The sequence below is a fragment of the Actinomadura formosensis genome (assembly GCF_050948385.1).
Classification (GTDB): Bacteria; Actinomycetota; Actinomycetes; order Streptosporangiales; family Streptosporangiaceae; genus Spirillospora; species Spirillospora formosensis.
This window is the reverse complement of sequence record NZ_CP192011.1, coordinates 1500613-1517650: the sequence shown is the minus strand read 5'-3', so window position 1 is coordinate 1517650 and position 17038 is coordinate 1500613. Positions and strand designations below refer to the sequence as shown.

The window sequence follows — 17038 nt, the reverse complement described above, 5'->3', positions numbered from 1 at the left end:
GCAGCCTCTGCTCGCCTGCTCGATCATGGAGACGTACCCTGACATGTCGGACATGACGCGCTGGACTGGCCGCCATGAGGGCCGTCCGTCCGCCCAAACTATGCCGGATGCGTCCCGCCGCGGGCTCGGATCGCCGCCACGCCCCCAAGCCTCGAAGGCTCTTTCCCGGCCCGCCCAACCACTCGACCACAAGCCGGGTCCCGAGGTCGTGGCCATCGGATTGGACCTGCTTCTCCTCGCGTCCTCCACCGCTCCGGCCCAGATCCGGACGCTGGTGGGGTTCCGCCTCGCGGATTGGCGGCTGCGCGGCATCACCTATGACGTACAGCTCATCGCAAGCGAACTGGTGACGAACGCGATCAAGAGCACGCCCAACGCCGAGATTCGAGTGAGGCTCACGCGGGAGCGGAACACCGTTCTGCTCGGCGTATGGGATTCCTCGAACGCGATGCCGATCAGCAATGCCTCGGCGGAAGCCTCGCAGGCCGACACCGCCCCCGACCACCGAACGCCGGACATCACGCCGACACACATGGGCGCGGCCTGCCGATCGTCGAGGCGCTGTGGACGCGGCACCACACTCTGGTACCTGGATCTGCTCTCCGACGCGGTCCGCGCCAAGGGGTATCGGTGCGTCAAGCTCTACCAGGCCGACGACCTTCCTGTCCGTCCCCCGGTGTTGTGGGTGTTCGCATTCGGGCCCAACGGCCACGCCCGCGTCGCCGTCAGCGTCCACGCCGTTCCCGGTGGCGGCTGGGGATACCACCAAGCCGGACGCGGCCGGCAGGGCTACCTCGCTCCCTGCGGCGACACCAAGTACGCCGCCGATCAGGTCGACGCGCTCCTCAAGCACCGCATGTTCCCCGCCACCTGGTGAACCAACGCGCCGACTCCACATGAAAGGAGTTCCACTTGAACGAGAGTCCCCTCGTCAGCCCGCGTGACCGATTCCCCCTCGGGCTCCCGGGACACGTCGTGCCGGTCAGCGCCGAACCTCCGACCGAAACCGGCCGCCCCTGGGGAATGTGCCACGCCGTGTCACCCAGTCCCGTCCAAACCATGGGCAAGCACGAGAAGCCGACCAGCACCAAGAGCGCCCCGAAGCAGACCTCGTACACCGATGACAGCAAGACCAGGTCGGACACCGTGACCGAGACGGTGACGGACTGATGTCCGAACAGACCGTGCTCATGCTTGCTGAGAAAGACGACGCAGAGGCCGTGTACGTATCCAATGCCCTGGACAGACGCGGCGTACGGGGCGCCTGGTTCGACACCGCGTCCTTCCCTCGGGATGCCGACGCGAGTTTCCGGGTGAGGGAGGGAGGCTGGAGCGGCGAGATCACCACGGCCGGCGGAAGCCTCCGGCTGGAGGACATCTCGGCGGTGTACTACCGGCAGCCGCAGCCGTTCACCTTCCCCGACACCCTGAGCGAGCCGGAACGGCGCTTCGCCACCGTCGAAGCACGCTTCGGTTTCGGCGGCGTCTTCATGTCCCTGCCAGTCCGTTGGGTGTCGCATCCGGGGCGGCTCGCCGACGCCGAGTACCGGCCGCTCCAGATGGCGACCGCCACGCGGTGCGGGTTCTCCGTCCCCATGAGCCTGCTCACCAACCGCCCGGATGATGCCCGTGATTTCGCAAGAGCCGGCCGCGCGGTCTACAAGGCGACCATGCATAAACTGATCAGCGAGGACAACCACGTCAAGCTGATCTACACAACGCCGGTTGCCCCGTCCGCGATCGACGAGCGGGTCACCACGACGTTGCATCTGTTTCAGAGCAACATCCCCAAGGTCCACGACGTGCGCTTGATCGCCACGGGTGGTGAACACATGCACGCCGTCGCCATCCACTCCGACACCGAGGCCGGACGTCAGGACTTCCGAGCCGCGTACGACACACTGACGTACAAGAACACGAGCGTCCCGCCAGACGTGGCTCGCGCATGTCATGGCTACCTGAGGGCACTCGGACTGGGCCTCGGCGTTTTCGACTTCGCCGTGACCGGCGACGGTACATGGTGGTTCCTGGAATGCGGGCCTGGCTCTCAGTGGGCTTGGCTGCAAGAGGAGACCGGGGCGCCGATCGCCGACGCCATCGCCGACACGCTCATGGGGGTGGACGCGTGACCTTCGATGACTGGCGGGACTGGGCGGCGGCGCTCGCCGATCGGCTCTGCGAACAGGGCGTCATCACCGATCCGGCTTGGCGTGAGGTCGTCACGTCCGTCCCCCGGCACATGTTCGTACCGGAGTTCCACGACGACACGTTCGGGCTCGTGGGAACCGGCGATCCTCGATGGCCGGAACTGGTCTACAGCGACGACACCCTCGTCACCCAGCGCAAAGAGCACCCCGACCAGCCCGGCTTTCAGTGGTCCACCAGCTCCAGCACGCGGCCGAGCCTCATGCTTCGGATGCTGCACCTTCTGGACGTCAGGCACGGCATGAACGTCCTGGAAATCGGCACCGGTACCGGCTACAACGCGGCGTTGCTGTGCGAGCGGCTCGGTTCGGAGCACGTCACGACCGTGGACATCGACCCCGAGCTGACCGGCGCGGCCCGGGCCCGGCTCGCCGGCGCCGGGTACTCACCAACGGTCGTCACGCGGGACGGTGTACGCGGCTACGCGGAGCGAGCTCCCTACGATCGGGTCATCACGACCGTGGCCACCGAGCGGGTGCCGTATACATGGGTGGAGCAGACCCGGCGGGGCGGCATCGTCCTCGCGGACGTCCGTCCACCGGGCATGACATGGGCCGGTGCGTTGACGCGCCTGACGGTTGCCGAGGACGGGACGGCAAGCGGCCCCCTCCATACCTGCACGTGGGGCTTCATGTCCGCTCGCGCCGACGTAGCGCGCCCCGGCATCCCCCAAGCCTTCGGCATCGACGCGACGAACACCCGTTCCCGGACGAGTGAGGTCGGCGCAGAATCTGTGCACATTTCCGGTCTGTCACTGCTGATCTGGTGGTGCCTCGACGACATCACCGTTTTCCCCGGACCGGACGAGATCCAGATCAGCACGGCGGACGGATCGTGGGCCAAGGTGTCAAAGGCCCTCCCCGCCAGGGTGGAGCACGGCGGGCCGTCCGACATCTGGGCCGAGGTCGAACACGCCCACGCCTGGTGGACCGCCCGAGGACGCCCCGGCGTGGCCGTGTTCGGCCTCACCGTCACCCCCGAAGGCCAGCGCTTCTGGCTCGAAGCCCCGGACGGCGAAACGGTACCTGGGCCGCGCCTCCGGTGATCGGCGGATGGCCCCAAGGGGTCAGCAGATCCGGGGTAGGGGGTCGCCTACCAGGAGGTCGGCTATTCGGGTGCCGCCGAAGGCCGTCTTCAGCAGGACGGTGCCGGGTGGGTCGTCCTTTACGTGGCCGATGACGGCGGCTTCCGCGCCCAACGGATGGGCGCGCAAAGATGCCAGGGCCGCTTCTTCCGCTTCGGGTGCGACCACTACTACCGCCCGGCCTTCGCAGGCCACGTACATCGGGTCTATGCCGAGGAGTTCGCAGGCTCCCCGGACGGCGGGGCGGACGGGGATGGCGTCCTCGTCCACGACCATGGCCAAGCCCGCGTCGGTGGCCAGTTCGTTGAGGACGGTCGCCACGCCGCCCCGCGTCGCGTCCCGCATTCGGCGGACCATCCCGGGGCAGCGGGACTCCAGGTCGGCGAGCAGGCAGTTCAGGGGCGCGGTGTCCGACAGGAGGTCGGCCTCGATGTCGAGTTCGCCGCGCGCCAGCATGATGGTGACGCCGTGTTCGCCGATCGGCCCGGTGACCAGGACCGCGTCACCTGGACGGATCTCGCCTGAGGGCGGGGAGTGCACGACCCCCACGCCGGCCGTGTTGATGTAGCAGCCGTCGGCCTTGCCCCGCTGGACGACCTTGGTGTCGCCGGTCACGATGTCCACCCCGGCGGCCTCGGCGGCCCGGTGCATGGAAGCGGTGATACGGCGCAGGTCGGCGACCGGGAAGCCCTCTTCGAGGATGAAGCCGGCCGACAGGTGCAGGGGTCTCGCGCCGGAGACCGCCAGGTCGTTGACCGTGCCGTTGACGGCGAGGTCGCCGATGTCCCCGCCGGGGAAGAACAGCGGGGACACCACGTAGGAGTCGGTGGTGAAGGCGAGTTCGGCGCCGTTCACCGCGAAGCGGGCCGAGTCGTCCAGGCGGTCCAGGAGCGGATTGGCGAACGCCTCGCGGAAGACCGCCTCGATCAGCGTGTGGGTGGCCTTGCCGCCGGAGCCGTGCGCGAGGGTGATGGTGTCCTCGCGGAGGCGGGCCCTGCTGCCGCGGGCGCGGGCGATGCGTTCGAGGACCTGTTCCTCCCGGATCGTCATCGGGTGGCCTCCTTGACGCGCTCCCGGGTGAAGCGCCCGAAGTTGTAGTAGGCCGCGCAGGCGCCTTCGGACGACACCATGCAGGTGCCGATCGGCGTCTCCGGGGTGCAGGCCGTCCCGAAGACCTTGCACTCCCACGGTTTCAGGACGCCCTTCAGCACCTCGCCGCACTGGCACGCCTTCGGGTCGGCGACCCGTCCCCCCGGGATGTCGAAGATGCGCTCGGCGTCGAAGTCGGCGTACTCGTCCCGGAGGCGCAGCGCGGAGTGCGAGATGAACCCGAGGCCGCGCCACTCGAAGTAGGGGCGCAGTTCCATCGTCTTGGCGATGGCCTCCAGTGCCTTGGTGTTCCCCTCCCACGGGACGACCCGGCCGTACTGGTTCTCGACCTCGGAGCGTCCCGAGGCGAGCTGGGTCAGCAGCATGTGGACGGCCTGCAGCAGGTCGAGCGGCTCGAACCCCGCCACGACGAGCGGCTTGCCGTAGTCGCCGGTGATGAACGAGTACGGACGGCAGCCGATGACCGTCGAGACGTGGCCGGGGCCGAGGAAGCCGTCCAGCCGCAGGTCGGGCGAGTCCAGGATCGCCTTGATCGCCGGGAGGATCGTCACGTGGTTGCAGAAGACCGAGAAGTTGGTGATCCCGGCGGCCCGCGCGCGCAGCACGGTCATCGCGGTGGACGGCGCGGTCGTCTCGAACCCGATCCCCATGAACACGACCCGGCGGGACGGGTTCCGCTCGGCGATCTTCAGGGCGTCCAGCGGCGAGTACACCATCCGGATGTCGGCGCCGGCGGCCTTCGCGTCGAAGAACGAGCCCCTGCCGCCCGGCACCCGCATCATGTCGCCGAACGACGTCAGGATCACCTCCGGCTGGGACGCGATGTGGATCGCGTCGTCCACCCGCCCCATCGGGATCACGCACACCGGGCAGCCGGGGCCGTGCACCAGCGAGATGCTCTCCGGGAGATAGTCCTCAAGCCCGTGCTTGTAGATGGTGTGGGTGTGGCCTCCGCAGACCTCCATGAACTTGTAGTGCCGGCCGGGTTTGCACAGCGACGCGATCGAGGCCGCGAGGGCCCGCGCCTTCTCCGAATCCCGGTACTCGTCGACGAAGCGCATCAGTCGATCCTCGATTCCCGCAGTGCGTCGATCTCGTCGTCGTAGGCGTCGCCGATGCCCTGCAGCATCGTCAGCGTGGCCTGCGCCTCGGCCTCGTCGATCTTGGACATGGCGAAGCCGACATGGATGAGGACCCAGTCGCCGGGGGCGAGCCGCTCCCCGTCCAGCAGGCCGATGTTGACGGCCCGCCGGACGCCGGTGACGTCGACCTTCGCCAGCGGGCGGTCCGGCATGATCTCCACGATCTCGCCCGGTATCGCCAGGCACATCAGAGAGCCTCCTGGGTCAGTTCCCACAGGGCGTGGTAGATCGTCGTCTGCGCCTCCTGGATGCGGTGGACCGACGACGACGGCACGACGAACAGGTGGTGCGGGCCGGGTGTCTCCGCCATCTGCCCGCCGGTGTAGCCGGCGAGCCCGACCGTCACCATCCCGCGCCGCGCCGCCTCCCGCAGCGCGGCGATCAGGTTGTCGGAGTTGCCGCTGGTGGACAGGGCGAGCGCGATGTCGCCCGGACGCCCGAACGCGGCGAGCTGGCGGGCGAACACGACCTCGAAGCCGACGTCGTTGGACAGCGCGGTGACCACCGCGGCGTCGTTCGTCAGTGCCAGCGCGGGCAGCGGTCGCGCGGAGCCGCCCGGGTTGAGGAAGAGGGCGGCGGCGTCCTGCGCGTCCGTCGAGCTGCCGCCGTTGCCGAACGTGAAGAGCCGGCCGCCGGAGCGGAACGCGTCCGCCATCCGCGCGGCGCAGGCGGTGAGGTCCGCGCCGTGTTCCTCCAGGACGGTCTCACGCAGCCGGACGATGTCGCCGACCTTGTCCTTCGTCGAGCGCCGGACGTCCTCCATGAGGGTGTCCAGGTCCGCGCCGCCCGCATGCAGGAACGGGTAGAGCATGTCGGTCACGTCACGACCCCGATCGCCTCCTTGGCGTGGACGAGCACGGTGTCGCCGGGGGCGGCGTCCACCAGTGCCACGCTGACCCGCTCGATCCGCCCGCCCCCGACGTCGGCGTCGGCGAGGCCGCCGTCGAGCAGCCGCACGACGACGGCGGGGACGGCCTCGTCCGAGCAGGTCACGCAGTGGTCGCCCGTGCATCCGGTCACGCCACCACCTCCCGGTTCAGCACTTCCGGCTGCTCCAGGAACACGTGGACCAGTTCCCAGAGCATGTGGTACGCCGTGACGTGCACTTCCTTGACGACGCGCGGGTCCGCGGAGCGGACGGCGACCAGGTGGCCGGCCGCCCCGGCGAGCGCGCCGCCGTCGCCGCCGGTGAGCGCGACCGTGAGCATCCCGAGACCGCGGGCCGTCTCCAGGCCGCGCAGGACGTTGCCGCAGCGGCCGTCCGGCGAGATGCCGAACGCCATGTCGTCGGGGCCGCCGAGGCAGCGGATCTGGTGCGCGAAGACGTCCTCGAATCCGGGACCGGCGCAGATCCCGGTGAGGGTCGCGATGTCGGCGGTGAGCGACAGCGCGGGCAGCGCCCGCTTCCCCACGATCGCCGGGTGGACGAACTCGACCGCGACGTGCTGGGCGTCGGTGGCCGCGGCGCCGTTGCCGAACGTGAACAGCCGTCCGCCGCGGTGGAAGCGCACCGCCATCGCGTGGCACGCGGCGGCGATCACGTCGGCGTCGTCGGCGAGCGCGGCGCCCGGTTCGGCGCGCCGCCGGAAGACCTCGGTCACCGTGCTGGTCATCGGCCACCGCCGAGGCGCGGCGGGACGTCGCCGCCGCGCCCGTTCGGGTGGCCGGCAGGGTGCCGGCCGGCCGTCGTCATGCCCGGCGTCCGATCACCTGTCGGCGGCACCATCACATGGACTCGGACTTGAGGTACCGGCGCATCGCCGGCGTCTCCTTGACGAGCACGATGATCAGGCCGATCACGCACATCGCGGCCATCAGCCGGATCATGCCCGGACCGATGCGGATTCCCTTCTTCATGCCACAACCCCCTTTTGTGTGGTGTTAAGCGAGTTCCTTCTCCAGCAGCCGCTCGATCAGCCGGACGGCCTCGTCGACCGCCGCGCCGACCGGGGCGCTGAGCTCCATTTCCCACGTGGTGTCCGAGGTCCGCGCCGACGGCTCGCACGCGACGAGCAGGACACGCGGCGGGACCGGGCCGCTGTCGCGGGCCAGCCGCAGCACCTGCGCGGGGTCCAGACCGTGCGCGTCCACGGTGCCGCCGAAGCCGCCCGCGTCCGGCTCGATGAGCGAGACGGTGCCGGGCGTGTGGCCGCGGGCCGACGCGTCGACGAGGATCACTGTCCGGTATCCGTCGCCGAGCGCGTACATCAGGTCGATGCCGCGGATGCCGAAGTCGGTGACGTCCACGCCGTCCGGCACCTGCCGCTCCCCCAGCCGCCGGACGACCTCCACCCCGAACCCGTCGTCGCCGTGGAACACGTTGCCGATGCCCGCGACGAGCACTTTGCGGGCCGGTGCGCCTCCCGGCAGCGGCTCGACCTCGTCCGGGCGGACGAAGAACCGGTGGCCGAGCTGGTTGTGGGCGCCGAGCCCCCGGCCGGGGTCGTCGTCGACCGCGACGACCAGGTGCACGCCGCCCTCCATGTCCTCCTCGACCCGCTCGATGGTGGCGGTGCGCCCGAGGAGGGCGAGGTCGAAGATGTCCGCGCCGCCGCGCGGCCGCAGCCGGACCCGGCCGCCCGGCGCCGCCTCCCACCCGCCGATCATCGCCTTGCCGCTCACCACACGTCCCTCCGCGGGTCGCGCATGGTGCCGTGCAGCGCGAGCAGCTCATCGGACGACAGGGCGCCGCACCGCTCCAGGATCTGCCGCGCCTTCGGGTCGGTCGCCGCCATCTCCCGCCGCTCGTCGTCGGTGAGGCCGAGCACGCTGAGGATCAGCAGCCGGTCGATCTCCGTTCCGTCGAACAGGTCGCCGGGGCTCTCCGGCGAGACCTGCGGCCAGTCGTAGAGGACGATCGGCGCCGCGAGCACGGTCTCGTGATCGCCCGGTTCCCCCGCGAGGACCGGCCAGAGCCCGTCGCTCCCGCATCCGGCCGCCGCCTCCGCCAGCCGCTCCGGCGGATCGGCGGACGAGACGAACGCCCCGCCGCCGGTCCGCGCCACGATGTGCGCGCACAGCATCCCGGCCCGGACGGCGTCCTCGCGCTCCTCGGCCTTCCCGCTGTTGACGACCTCGGCCCGGACCCGCACGGCCCCGTCCCCGGCGGGCACGGCCGAGACCTCGATCCGTCCGGCCACCCGCCCCCAGGAGCGGACGAACCGCGCCGTCTCACCGAACTGCTCGACTTCGATGCCGGGCGGGACGGAGACGGGGATGCGGACCGGGTTACGCAGCAGGCGCCCCAGGGAGATACGGCCGCTGAGGATCTCGCGTTCGCGGGCCTCTTGCCAGGTCGTGTACGTTTCCTCGCCCGCGTGGAGTTCGTCCATGGGCGTGTCGCCGTCCATGACCTGGCGGTGCACCGCGTGCAGGAAGCGAAGCGTGACCTCGATGTCGGCGTCACCCGCCGTCTCCAGGAGGAACTCGGCGTGGACCGTCCAGTGGTCGCTGTTCCGCTCCGCGTAGGGGCGCGGGTAGACGCCGCCGATCGTCCAGCGCCGCCGGTTCTTCAGCGACGACCGGCGGTAGGGCCACAGCAGGTAGCCCTCGTAGAGGACCGCGTCCGCGATCGCCCTCACGCGGTCCACTCTTCCTCCTCGCGGTGCGTCTCGGCCCGGCGCAGCAGTTCGTCGACGGTGTCGTCGAACGAGGAGTGGGCGCGGCGGGCGTGGTACGCGGACAGCCGGCCGAAGCAGGCGTCGTCCAGGCGGAGCCAGCGGGCCGCGCCGTAGTAGCGCTCCATCAGGTCCCGCCACGCCTGGACGGGCAGGGCGCCGGTCGCCTCGTGGTGCCACGGGATCTGCCCGGTGCGCAGCGCGCCGTCCTCGCCCGGGTAGAACACCGTGCCGTTGAAGACGAGGTCGAGCGGGACGTCGCCGCCGCCGAGCGCGTGCAGGTAGCGGTCGGCCGCGACCTGCATGTCATGTCCGCACGGCAGGGAGAGGACGGTCTCCGTCCCGCCGCGGAACGTCGGCACGGTGGCACCGACGCGCGCCCACATCAGCCCGCGCAGCGACCTGTCCCACATGTCCGGTGTGCCGAACACGCCGGTGAGCCGGTCGCGCTCGGCGTCGTCGTAGTCCCGGCGCGCCGCGGCGATCGTCACGGTCGTGGTGAGCAGGACGCACTGGACGGGCCCGCCGTCCAGCCGGCGCAGCCCGATCCGCAGGTTCAGCGTCGGTGTCGCCGCGAACGTCTCGGCCTCGATCCCGAGCAGGTCGAGGCCGAGTTCCGGTGTACCGCTCATGCCGGTGACAGGTTCGGCATCGAGTCGAGGATCGGCTCGCGGTGCGACGGGTTGATCCCGGTGGAGCGGCGCTGGGTCGACCTGCCGTCCGGGAGGTGGCCCGGCTGCTTCTCGTAGTTGCCGGTGCCGTTGCCCTCGGGGACGCCGCGGGTGTGCGACGGCTTGTCGGGTGACACATCCGGTTTGCCGACTTTGATCATTTCTCCCCCTCATCTCCTCGAAGCCCGCATGTCCGCGAAGAACGTGCCGATGTGCTCCCAGACGGCGTCGCCGCCGGCGAAGCCGGTCCAGTGCTCGCGCAGCAGGGCGGTGAGCCGGTAGCAGTCGTCGACCGGGAGGATCCAGTGCTCGGCCGCGCCCCGCGCCCGGTGGACGACCAGCGCCTCCACGTCGGGACGCAGTTCCGCCAGCACGGGGTTGGCCTCGGTCAGGCGCCGCCAGCTGTCGGCGTGCACGGACGCGCGCAACGCGCCGGCCGGGCTCGGGTAGCGGGCGGTCACCTCGCCCGAGCCGGACACGGAGAAGAACGCCAGGTCCACCGGGACTCCGAGGCCGGCCCACAGCGAGCCGTCCAGCCGGAAACCGGGCAGTTCGCGGCGTTCGTCCGGGACGAGCCGGTAGTGCCGCCCGCCCGCCGCGTTGCCGTCGAACAGGACGGTGCACGCCCCGCACGTGCACATCAGATCGCCCTCCTCCAGGTCGAGCAGGTGCCGGTGGACGTCGCGCAGAGGCTCCGCGCACAGGTCGCACCGGCCGGCCGGCCCGGCCGGCGGTGGCGGCCGCCGGCGGGCCAGCGCCGCCAGCCGCGGGGTGGACAGCGCGGACGTCATGCCCGGCTCCGCACCTGGTCGAGTGTGATCAGCACCGGCTCCGGCGCGGGCGCGCCGGCCTCCACCCGGTCGAGTTCCGGCGCCGCCGCCCTGACCGCCTGTTCCACCGCCTCCAGCACCGGACGGGGCGGGCCGGCGCGGCCCTCGGTCGCGACCGTCAGCCGCGCCGTCCCGCCCGAGACGCCGGCGAACTCCACGGACGTGCGGTGCTTGCCGAGGAATCCGTCCAGTGCGCCGAGCGCCCGCCGCACCCGCGCCTCCGCCGTCTCCGGGTGCAGGCCGTGCAGGAGCAGCAGATGCCGGATCAGCTCGTCCCCGGTCAGCGCGGAGGTGATCCCCGCGTCCGCGGCGAGCCGCACGACCCGGCCGAGGGCCTCCCCGTACAGCTCCACCAGCGCCTGGACGGCCAGGGCCCCCGCCGGGTCCAGCCGCCCGAGCAGCCTCTCCAGGTCCTGGACGTGCTCGCGCACGCGCTCGTCGTCCCAGTCCATGTGCGCTGCGCTCATGCGCCCTGCTCGCCGAACATCGGCGAGTGCCGCCGCTCGATCGTGCGGCCGCCGCCGACGTACATGTGGACGCCGCACGGCAGGCACGGGTCGAAGCTGCGGACGGTCCGCATGATGTCGATGCCCTTGAAGTCGTCCGGCCCGTTCTCCTCGAAGAGGGGCATCTCCTGGACGGCGTCCTCGTACGGGCCGGGCGTGCCGTAGGAGTCGCGCGGGCTGGCGTTCCACGGCGTCGGCGGGTACGGATGGTAGTTGGCGATCTTGTGGTCGCGGATGACGAGATGGTGCGACAGGACGCCGCGGACCGCCTCGTGGAACCCGGCGCCGATCGCCTCCTCGGGGACCTCGAAGTCGGTGAACACCTTCGTCCGCCCGGCCCGCACCTCGTCGAGGGCCTTCTCGGCGAAGAACAGCGCCATCCCGGCCGCGTAGGCGATGAAGTACGCGCGGGCCCGGTCGCGCTCGATCGTGTTGGCGTACTGCGGCGGCTTCCACTCCAGGTTGACCTCCGGCATGCCGGGCGTCTTCGGCAGGTCGATCTGGACGCTGTGCCCGGTGGACCGGACGTACGGGGTGTCCACCTCACCGGCCAGCGCGGTCGCCCACAGCCGGGCGAGCGGCCCGCCGCCGGTGTCGAGCGCGAGATGCTCACCGGTTTCGGGGTGCAGCCACCGCGGGCTCATCACCCAGCTGTAGTTACCGCCGTCCAGGTCGCGCTTCTGCGGGTGCGGCAGCGTCGTCTGGTTCCACGGGTGCCGCTGGTCGACGGGGTTGCCGAGCGGGTCCTGCCGGACGAACGTCTCGTCGTTGACCCAGTCGTCGTAGTACGAGCTGCCCAGCAGGATGCGCATGCCGAGGTTGATGTCGACAAGGTCGGTCGTGAGCAGCCGGCCGTCCACAACGATGCCGGGGGTGACGAACGCGGCCCGCCCCCACTCGGACATGTGCCGGTAGTCGTAGTCGCAGACGTTCGGGTCCTGGAACGCGCTCCAGCAGCCGAGCAGCGTCCGGCGCCGTCCCACCTGGTCGTAGCCGGGCAGCGCCTCCAGGAAGAAGTCGAAGATGTCGTCGTTCATCGCGACGGCGCGCTTGACGAAGTCGAGGCAGCGGGTCAGCCGGACGAGGTAGTCGGTGAACACCTGCGGCGTCGCGACCGTCCCCACGCCCCCCGGGTACAGCGTGGACGGGTGGACGTGGCGTCCCTCCATCAGGCAGCACATCTCGCGGGTGATGCGGCTCATTTCGAGGGCCTGCTTGTAGACCGAGCCCTCGAACGGGTTGAACGCCGTCATGATGTCGGCGATCGTCTTGAAGCCGTGCAGCGAGCCGCGCGGCGCCTCGGTGGTCTTCGCCGTCGCCAGCAGGCCCGGGTTCGTCTCGGCGACCATCCGCTCGCAGAAGTCGACGAACACGAGGTTGTCCTGGAACAGCGTGTGGTCGAACATGTACTCGGCGGCTTCGCCGAGGTTGATGATCCACTCGGCGAGCGGCGGCGGTTTGATCCCGTACGCCATGTTCTGTGCGTAGATCGAGCAGGTCGCGTGGTTGTCCCCGCAGATGCCGCAGATGCGGCTGGTGATGAAGTGCGCGTCACGCGGGTCCTTGCCCTTCATGAACACGCTGTAGCCGCGGAAGATGGACGAGGTGCTCCGGCACTCCGCCACCTGCTTGTTCGCGAAGTCGATCTTTGTGTAGATGCCGAGGTTGCCGACGATCCGGGTGATCGGGTCGAACGCGACCTCGACGAGACCTCCCTTCGTGGGCTTCATGTCGCTTCTTGTCCGGGTGCCCTGCTTCATTCGCGCGGCCTTTCGGTAACGGGCTTCCAGATCAGGTGTGCGGCCAGCGGGGCTGGTAGCCGCTGGTCAGCCTGTCCCGGTTGTGGCGCCACTTCGGTTCCCTGTTGGCGCTCCTGTTGGTGATCGACCGCATCGTCCGGATGAACGGCCCATAGGACTTCAGCAGCGTGGAGGACATGCTCGAACCGGGCGGCTCGTCCATGAACGGCATGAACCTGTCCGGGAAGCCGGGCATCGTGCAGCCGATGCAGATACCGCCCACGTTGGGGCAGCCGCCGACACCGTCCATCCAGCCCCGCTTGGTGACGTTGCAGTTCACCACCGGGCCCCAGCAGCCGATCTTCACCTGGCACTTCGGCGAGTTGTAGTCGAACGCGAAATCGGCCTGCTCGTAGTAGGCGGCGCGGTCACAGCCCTCGTGGACGGTCTTGCCGAACAGCCACGTCGGGCGGAGCTTGTCGTCCAGCGGGATCACCGGCGCCTGCCCGGCCGCCTGGTGCAGCACCCACAGCAGCGTCTCCATGAAGTTGTCCGGCTGGACGGGGCAGCCGGGCACGTTCACGATCGGCAGGCCGCCGGCGGAGCGGAAGTCCCAGCCGAGGTAGTCGGCGAGGCCCATGCAGCCGGTCGGGTTGCCCGCCATCGCGTGGATGCCGCCGTAGGTCGCGCACGTGCCCGCCGCGACGACCGCCCAGGCCTTCGGCGCGAGCCGGTCGATCCACTCGTTCAACGTGACGGGCTCGCCGGTCTCGGGATCGTTGCCCAGGGACGTCCAGTAGCCGTCCCCGTTGATGTTCTCGTTCGGGATCGAGCCCTCGACGACGAAGATGAACGGGTCGAGTTCGCCGCGCGCCGCCTGCCGGAACGCCTCCACGAACTCGTCACCGTTCTCGTAGGCGAGCACCTTGTTGTGCAGGTGGACCTTCGGCAGCCCCGGTATCGCGCCGAGGACGACGTCCTCGATGCTCGGCAGCGAGGCCGCGGTCACCGAGACCGTGTCCCCGTCACAGCTCATTCCCTCCGACGTCCACAGAATGTGGATCTCGTCCGTCAGCGGCTCCGCCGTGGCGCTCACCATGCGATTCCCTCCCTCGGCCGGCAGAGATCATTACCAATTCGGCCTGCCCTGCGAGATGACCGCGAAACACCGCCGGAAAACCCGTCGGCCAAGTTCCCGTATTTGGTAAACACATCGTTTGAACAGGGAAGATCAGGGCACCGGAACAGCGCCGGGGCAACGGAAACGGGACGGAGGACACGTGCACGAATTGGCCGTAACGGAGAGCGTCATAGCCGCGATTTCTACGCAATTGCCCGATTCGCGGGTGGCGGTCGTCCACCTGGAAATAGGGAGACTTTCCGGAGTCATGCCGGACGCGGTGCGATTCTGCTTCGCACTCGCCGGGGAGGGGACGTGCGTGGAGGGCGCCCGGCTCGACATCACCCAGCCCGAGGGGGTGGGCGACTGCGCGAACTGCGGGACCTCGTTCCCGGCGCGCGACCCGCTCGCCGTGTGCCCCTGCGGCAGCGCCGACGTGACGATCAGCGGCGGCGCCGACCTGATGATCAAGGCGGTGGAGGTCGCCGACGATGTGTGAGACCTGCGGCTGCGATGCCGGAACCGGTGCCGGGGGTACGGCGCGCCTGACGACGCTGCCGGCACCGGACCATGAGCACGGGCACGGGCATACCGTGACGCTGGACCAGAAGGTCCTGGCCCACAACGACGATCTGGCCGGACGGAACCGGGCCTGGCTCGGCGAGCGCGGCATCGTCGCGCTCAACGTGATGAGCTCGCCGGGCTCGGGCAAGACGACGCTGCTGGAGCGGACGGCCGCCGACCTGAGCGCGGGCAGCCCGATCTCGGTGATCGAGGGTGATCAGGAAACGCTGCTGGACGCGCGGCGCCTCAGCGCCGCCGGGGCCCGGACCGTCCAGGTCAACACGGGCACCGGCTGCCATCTCGACGCGACGATGGTGGCGCGGGCGCTGGCCGCGCTGGAGCCGCCGGACGGCTCGACGGTGTTCGTCGAGAACGTCGGCAACCTCGTCTGCCCGGCGCTGTTCGACCTCGGTGAGCGGGCCCGGGTGGTGCTGATGTCGGTCACCGAGGGCGCCGACAAGCCGCTGAAGTATCCGCACATGTTCCGCGGCGCGGACGTCCTGCTGCTCAACAAGATCGACCTGCTGCCGCACGTCGACTTCGACATGACCGCCTGCCGGGACGCGGCCCGCCGCCTGCGCCCCGGCCTGCGCGTCCTGCCGGTGTCGGCCACCCGCGGCGACGGCCTCGCCGCCTGGTACGACTGGCTGGCGGAGACCCGGCGTGCCCCCACTTGATCGGGGGTCGCGCGGGAGCCGGAGGATGCGCCCGCCGCGGCGGTCCTAGCGGATGGCCTCGACGAACCGCGCCGCCTCGTCGCGCCGCATCCCCGTCTCCGCGCAGACCAGCGCGATGGCCGACTCGTGGTCACCGGAGTACTTGAAGGCCCGGACCCGGTCCGACAGCACCGCGTGCCCGCCGGGGGGCGGCGCGTGGACGCGGCCCTCCCGGAGCGCGTGGACATAGTCCTTGGCGGCCTGCAGCCCGAGCTCCGTCTCCACGCGGACCATCTTGATCGCCGGTTTCACCTTGCCCTCGGCGATCATCGCGCGGGCGCGGGCCTGTACCTCCGGCGGCACCCGCCGGGCGAAGATCTCGCCCTTCATCCCGTCCACGTACTCCTTGGCCTCGGCGAGCCCCGCGCCCGTGACCTCCCGGACCAGCTTGATCGCCTGGATGTACCGCTGCCCGGCGACCAGCTCGGCCACACGGGCGTGCGCCTCGGGGAGCAGGTACTGGACGGACGAAGATTTCACCGGGTCACTCCTCTGTCCGGGGGGATGGACGCAACGATTCTCGCCGACCCGCCACGGGGGCGCATCTCTCAGCGCAGGGGGCGGCGGCCGAGGAGGGCGACGAGCCGGTCACCGGGCGCGGCGTCCGGTGCCGGTTCCACGGGATCGGCGAACAGCGGGCGGCGCGGCGGGCCGGGCATCACCAGCGGGCAGATCGCCAGCAGGTCGCTCGCCAGCAGCGGCGGGACGGGCCGCCCCTCCCCCGTGGCCTGCGAGATGTCCCAGCCGTGGACGGCGACCTCGATCGCGCCGGCCCCGAGCATCAGCTCACCCGGCAGCCGCCGGTCCCCGACCGTCACCGTCTTGAGAGCGGCGGACGCCCTCAGCAGGCGGACGGCCCGCACCCGCAGCGCCGACACGGGATCGTCCGGCGGCGGACCCGGTTGCGTCTCGACGCGTCCGGCGCGCAGGCCCTCGTGCAGCGCGGCCAGCGAGTCGCCGAGGTGCAGCAGGAGCATGGCGAGGTCCCATGACGCGCACGGCGTGCGGTGCGCGAGCGTGCGGGGCGTGACCGGCTGGACGGCCGTCAGCGCGAAGCCGACCGCCCGGTCCAGCAGCCTGCCGCCGATCGCGGTCTGCGGCGCACGCGTCCGCTCGTCCATTCGGCCTCCCGCCGGGTGATGGGCCTTCGATGTGCGGACCGCCATCGCGCCGGAAAGTCATCGGGCGGGGCCGGGCCCTTCGCGGCCGGGCGCGGGCTCACCGCGTGGGTGGGCCGGGCCGCTGGGACCTCACTCCCGCGTCACGTCGGCATACGAGTCGAACCGGGCGCGGACGATCGTGCCGTGGAGGTCCCGGTGGATGCTGACATGGTCGGCGAGCATGCGGACCAGCATCAGGCCCCGGCCGCGGATCGAGCTGGGCGCGACGGACCTGCTTCCCAGCATGAGGTCGGAGATGCGTCCGCCGTCGCTGACCTCGATGACGAGGCTGCCGTTCTCACGCCAGTAGGACAGGAGCCCGGCCCCGCCGCCGTGCTCGATGGAGTTGGCGGTCAGCTCGCTGACGACGAGTTCGACGTCCTGGACGCGGTCCTCGCCCATCCCGGCCGCGGTGGCGTACTGGACGATCAGCGCCCTGGCCACCTTCAGCGTGCCGATGTCGAAGGGCAGCCGGCGCATCTCGATGAACGGCTCGCGGGCATGCTTGTCGTCGGCCCGCTCCCCGTTGCCGGCCATTCCCCGTCCCTTCGGTCCCCAACGTGTCACCCGGGGG

The 17038-nt window shown here is 70.6% G+C and carries 23 protein-coding genes; 5 read left to right on the top strand and 18 right to left on the bottom strand.

What is annotated here, in order from left to right; genetic code table 11:
- The first annotated feature begins 208 nt into the window (after positions 1 to 208).
- The 3 genes from ACQP1N_RS07200 (at position 209) to ACQP1N_RS07190 (ending at position 3250) form a co-directional block, all read left to right on the top strand.
- Positions 209 to 877, top strand: coding sequence for a hypothetical protein (locus tag ACQP1N_RS07200; protein WP_433229830.1), 669 nt, complete (start codon positions 209 to 211; stop codon positions 875 to 877).
- 292 nt (positions 878 to 1169) lie between these two features.
- A complete protein-coding gene (locus tag ACQP1N_RS07195) occupies positions 1170 to 2129 on the top strand; it encodes an MvdC/MvdD family ATP grasp protein (RefSeq protein ID WP_433229827.1) in 960 nt (319 codons plus the stop codon).
- Positions 2126 to 3250, top strand: a complete 1125-nt coding sequence (locus ACQP1N_RS07190; RefSeq protein WP_433229825.1) for a methyltransferase domain-containing protein — start codon at positions 2126 to 2128, stop codon at positions 3248 to 3250. Before ACQP1N_RS07195 ends, ACQP1N_RS07190 begins: the two co-directional genes overlap by 4 nt.
- A 21-nt stretch (positions 3251 to 3271) precedes the next feature.
- Here the strand turns inward: ACQP1N_RS07190 and hypE are convergent, their stop codons facing one another.
- The 15 genes from hypE to ACQP1N_RS07115 all read right to left on the bottom strand — a co-directional run bounded on the left by hypE (position 3272) and on the right by ACQP1N_RS07115 (position 14003).
- Positions 3272 to 4339, bottom strand: a complete 1068-nt coding sequence (gene hypE / locus ACQP1N_RS07185; protein ID WP_433229822.1) for a hydrogenase expression/formation protein HypE — start codon at positions 4337 to 4339, stop codon at positions 3272 to 3274.
- Positions 4336 to 5460, bottom strand: a complete 1125-nt coding sequence (hypD, locus tag ACQP1N_RS07180) for a hydrogenase formation protein HypD (protein WP_433229819.1) — start codon at positions 5458 to 5460, stop codon at positions 4336 to 4338. Before hypD ends, hypE begins: the two co-directional genes overlap by 4 nt.
- Positions 5460 to 5729, bottom strand: coding sequence for a HypC/HybG/HupF family hydrogenase formation chaperone (locus tag ACQP1N_RS07175; protein ID WP_067797704.1), 270 nt, complete (start codon positions 5727 to 5729; stop codon positions 5460 to 5462). The genes hypD and ACQP1N_RS07175 overlap by 1 nt, the downstream gene beginning before the upstream one ends.
- Positions 5729 to 6352, bottom strand: coding sequence for a D-sedoheptulose-7-phosphate isomerase (locus ACQP1N_RS07170; protein ID WP_067797803.1), 624 nt, complete (start codon positions 6350 to 6352; stop codon positions 5729 to 5731). The genes ACQP1N_RS07175 and ACQP1N_RS07170 overlap by 1 nt, the downstream gene beginning before the upstream one ends.
- Before the next feature lie 5 nt (positions 6353 to 6357).
- A complete protein-coding gene (locus ACQP1N_RS07165; protein ID WP_067797708.1) occupies positions 6358 to 6561 on the bottom strand; it encodes a HypC/HybG/HupF family hydrogenase formation chaperone in 204 nt (67 codons plus the stop codon).
- Positions 6558 to 7154 carry a D-sedoheptulose-7-phosphate isomerase gene (locus ACQP1N_RS07160; RefSeq protein ID WP_067797711.1) on the bottom strand — a complete coding sequence of 199 codons (597 nt, stop codon included), beginning with the start codon at positions 7152 to 7154 and terminating at the stop codon, positions 6558 to 6560. The genes ACQP1N_RS07165 and ACQP1N_RS07160 overlap by 4 nt, the downstream gene beginning before the upstream one ends.
- Positions 7155 to 7266: 112 nt before the next feature.
- Positions 7267 to 7398, bottom strand: a complete 132-nt coding sequence (locus ACQP1N_RS07155) for a hypothetical protein (protein ID WP_255218802.1) — start codon at positions 7396 to 7398, stop codon at positions 7267 to 7269.
- A gap of 24 nt (positions 7399 to 7422) precedes the next feature.
- A complete protein-coding gene (locus tag ACQP1N_RS07150; RefSeq protein ID WP_242608713.1) occupies positions 7423 to 8163 on the bottom strand; it encodes a hydrogenase maturation protease in 741 nt (246 codons plus the stop codon).
- Positions 8160 to 9131, bottom strand: coding sequence for a hypothetical protein (locus ACQP1N_RS07145; RefSeq protein ID WP_067797714.1), 972 nt, complete (start codon positions 9129 to 9131; stop codon positions 8160 to 8162). The genes ACQP1N_RS07150 and ACQP1N_RS07145 overlap by 4 nt, the downstream gene beginning before the upstream one ends.
- The gene (locus ACQP1N_RS07140) at positions 9119 to 9790 is read right to left on the bottom strand and encodes a DUF6084 family protein (RefSeq protein ID WP_067797717.1); all 672 of its coding nucleotides are present in this window, start codon (positions 9788 to 9790) and stop codon (positions 9119 to 9121) included. The genes ACQP1N_RS07145 and ACQP1N_RS07140 overlap by 13 nt, the downstream gene beginning before the upstream one ends.
- Entirely contained in the window at positions 9787 to 9990 is a 204-nt protein-coding gene (locus ACQP1N_RS07135) for a hypothetical protein (RefSeq protein ID WP_067797720.1), read from the bottom strand. The genes ACQP1N_RS07140 and ACQP1N_RS07135 overlap by 4 nt, the downstream gene beginning before the upstream one ends.
- Positions 9991 to 9999: 9 nt before the next feature.
- Complete coding sequence (locus ACQP1N_RS07130) at positions 10000 to 10620, bottom strand: DUF5947 family protein (protein WP_433229812.1); 621 nt, start codon at positions 10618 to 10620, stop codon at positions 10000 to 10002.
- Positions 10617 to 11126, bottom strand: coding sequence for a hypothetical protein (locus tag ACQP1N_RS07125; protein ID WP_433229809.1), 510 nt, complete (start codon positions 11124 to 11126; stop codon positions 10617 to 10619). Before ACQP1N_RS07125 ends, ACQP1N_RS07130 begins: the two co-directional genes overlap by 4 nt.
- Positions 11123 to 12895, bottom strand: a complete 1773-nt coding sequence (locus ACQP1N_RS07120; protein ID WP_433229807.1) for a nickel-dependent hydrogenase large subunit — start codon at positions 12893 to 12895, stop codon at positions 11123 to 11125. The genes ACQP1N_RS07125 and ACQP1N_RS07120 overlap by 4 nt, the downstream gene beginning before the upstream one ends.
- A 61-nt stretch (positions 12896 to 12956) precedes the next feature.
- Positions 12957 to 14003 carry a hydrogenase expression protein HypE gene (locus tag ACQP1N_RS07115; protein WP_067797732.1) on the bottom strand — a complete coding sequence of 349 codons (1047 nt, stop codon included), beginning with the start codon at positions 14001 to 14003 and terminating at the stop codon, positions 12957 to 12959.
- A gap of 181 nt (positions 14004 to 14184) precedes the next feature.
- On the opposite strand from ACQP1N_RS07115, the gene ACQP1N_RS07110 reads away from it, so the two are divergent.
- Together ACQP1N_RS07110 and hypB are read left to right on the top strand one after the other, a co-directional pair.
- The gene (locus ACQP1N_RS07110; RefSeq protein ID WP_067797735.1) at positions 14185 to 14523 is read left to right on the top strand and encodes a hydrogenase maturation nickel metallochaperone HypA; all 339 of its coding nucleotides are present in this window, start codon (positions 14185 to 14187) and stop codon (positions 14521 to 14523) included.
- Positions 14524 to 14617: 94 nt separating this feature from the next.
- Complete coding sequence (gene hypB / locus ACQP1N_RS07105; protein WP_433229803.1) at positions 14618 to 15265, top strand: hydrogenase nickel incorporation protein HypB; 648 nt, start codon at positions 14618 to 14620, stop codon at positions 15263 to 15265.
- Between the two features lie 45 nt (positions 15266 to 15310).
- Here the strand turns inward: hypB and ACQP1N_RS07100 are convergent, their stop codons facing one another.
- From ACQP1N_RS07100 to ACQP1N_RS07090, 3 genes are all read right to left on the bottom strand, one after another.
- On the bottom strand, positions 15311 to 15784 hold the full coding sequence (locus ACQP1N_RS07100) for a ribosomal protein L7/L12 (RefSeq protein ID WP_433229800.1): 474 nt from the start codon (positions 15782 to 15784) through the stop codon (positions 15311 to 15313).
- Between the two features lie 68 nt (positions 15785 to 15852).
- Entirely contained in the window at positions 15853 to 16425 is a 573-nt protein-coding gene (locus tag ACQP1N_RS07095; RefSeq protein WP_067797744.1) for a TIGR03086 family metal-binding protein, read from the bottom strand.
- Between the two features lie 129 nt (positions 16426 to 16554).
- On the bottom strand, positions 16555 to 17001 hold the full coding sequence (locus ACQP1N_RS07090) for an ATP-binding protein (RefSeq protein WP_067797747.1): 447 nt from the start codon (positions 16999 to 17001) through the stop codon (positions 16555 to 16557).
- Positions 17002 to 17038: the final 37 nt, after the last annotated feature.

Excerpts from the sequence above, each read along its gene's own strand:
- ACQP1N_RS07125 (WP_433229809.1), bottom strand. The coding sequence starts at position 11,126 with ATGAGCGCAGCGCACATGGACTGGGACGACGAGCGCGTGCGCGAGCAC.
- ACQP1N_RS07160 (WP_067797711.1), bottom strand. The coding sequence starts at position 7,154 with ATGACCAGCACGGTGACCGAGGTCTTCCGGCGGCGCGCCGAACCGGGC.
- ACQP1N_RS07115 (WP_067797732.1), bottom strand. The coding sequence starts at position 14,003 with ATGGTGAGCGCCACGGCGGAGCCGCTGACGGACGAGATCCACATTCTG.
- ACQP1N_RS07130 (WP_433229812.1), bottom strand. The coding sequence starts at position 10,620 with ATGACGTCCGCGCTGTCCACCCCGCGGCTGGCGGCGCTGGCCCGCCGG.
- ACQP1N_RS07175 (WP_067797704.1), bottom strand. The coding sequence starts at position 5,729 with ATGTGCCTGGCGATACCGGGCGAGATCGTGGAGATCATGCCGGACCGC.
- ACQP1N_RS07120 (WP_433229807.1), bottom strand. The coding sequence starts at position 12,895 with ATGAAGCCCACGAAGGGAGGTCTCGTCGAGGTCGCGTTCGACCCGATC.
- hypE (WP_433229822.1), bottom strand. The coding sequence starts at position 4,339 with ATGACGATCCGGGAGGAACAGGTCCTCGAACGCATCGCCCGCGCCCGC.
- ACQP1N_RS07195 (WP_433229827.1), top strand. The coding sequence starts at position 1,170 with ATGTCCGAACAGACCGTGCTCATGCTTGCTGAGAAAGACGACGCAGAG.
- ACQP1N_RS07140 (WP_067797717.1), bottom strand. The coding sequence starts at position 9,790 with ATGAGCGGTACACCGGAACTCGGCCTCGACCTGCTCGGGATCGAGGCC.
- hypD (WP_433229819.1), bottom strand. The coding sequence starts at position 5,460 with ATGCGCTTCGTCGACGAGTACCGGGATTCGGAGAAGGCGCGGGCCCTC.
- ACQP1N_RS07135 (WP_067797720.1), bottom strand. The coding sequence starts at position 9,990 with ATGATCAAAGTCGGCAAACCGGATGTGTCACCCGACAAGCCGTCGCAC.
- ACQP1N_RS07155 (WP_255218802.1), bottom strand. The coding sequence starts at position 7,398 with ATGAAGAAGGGAATCCGCATCGGTCCGGGCATGATCCGGCTGATGGCC.
- ACQP1N_RS07090 (WP_067797747.1), bottom strand. The coding sequence starts at position 17,001 with ATGGCCGGCAACGGGGAGCGGGCCGACGACAAGCATGCCCGCGAGCCG.
- ACQP1N_RS07170 (WP_067797803.1), bottom strand. The coding sequence starts at position 6,352 with ATGCTCTACCCGTTCCTGCATGCGGGCGGCGCGGACCTGGACACCCTC.
- ACQP1N_RS07095 (WP_067797744.1), bottom strand. The coding sequence starts at position 16,425 with ATGGACGAGCGGACGCGTGCGCCGCAGACCGCGATCGGCGGCAGGCTG.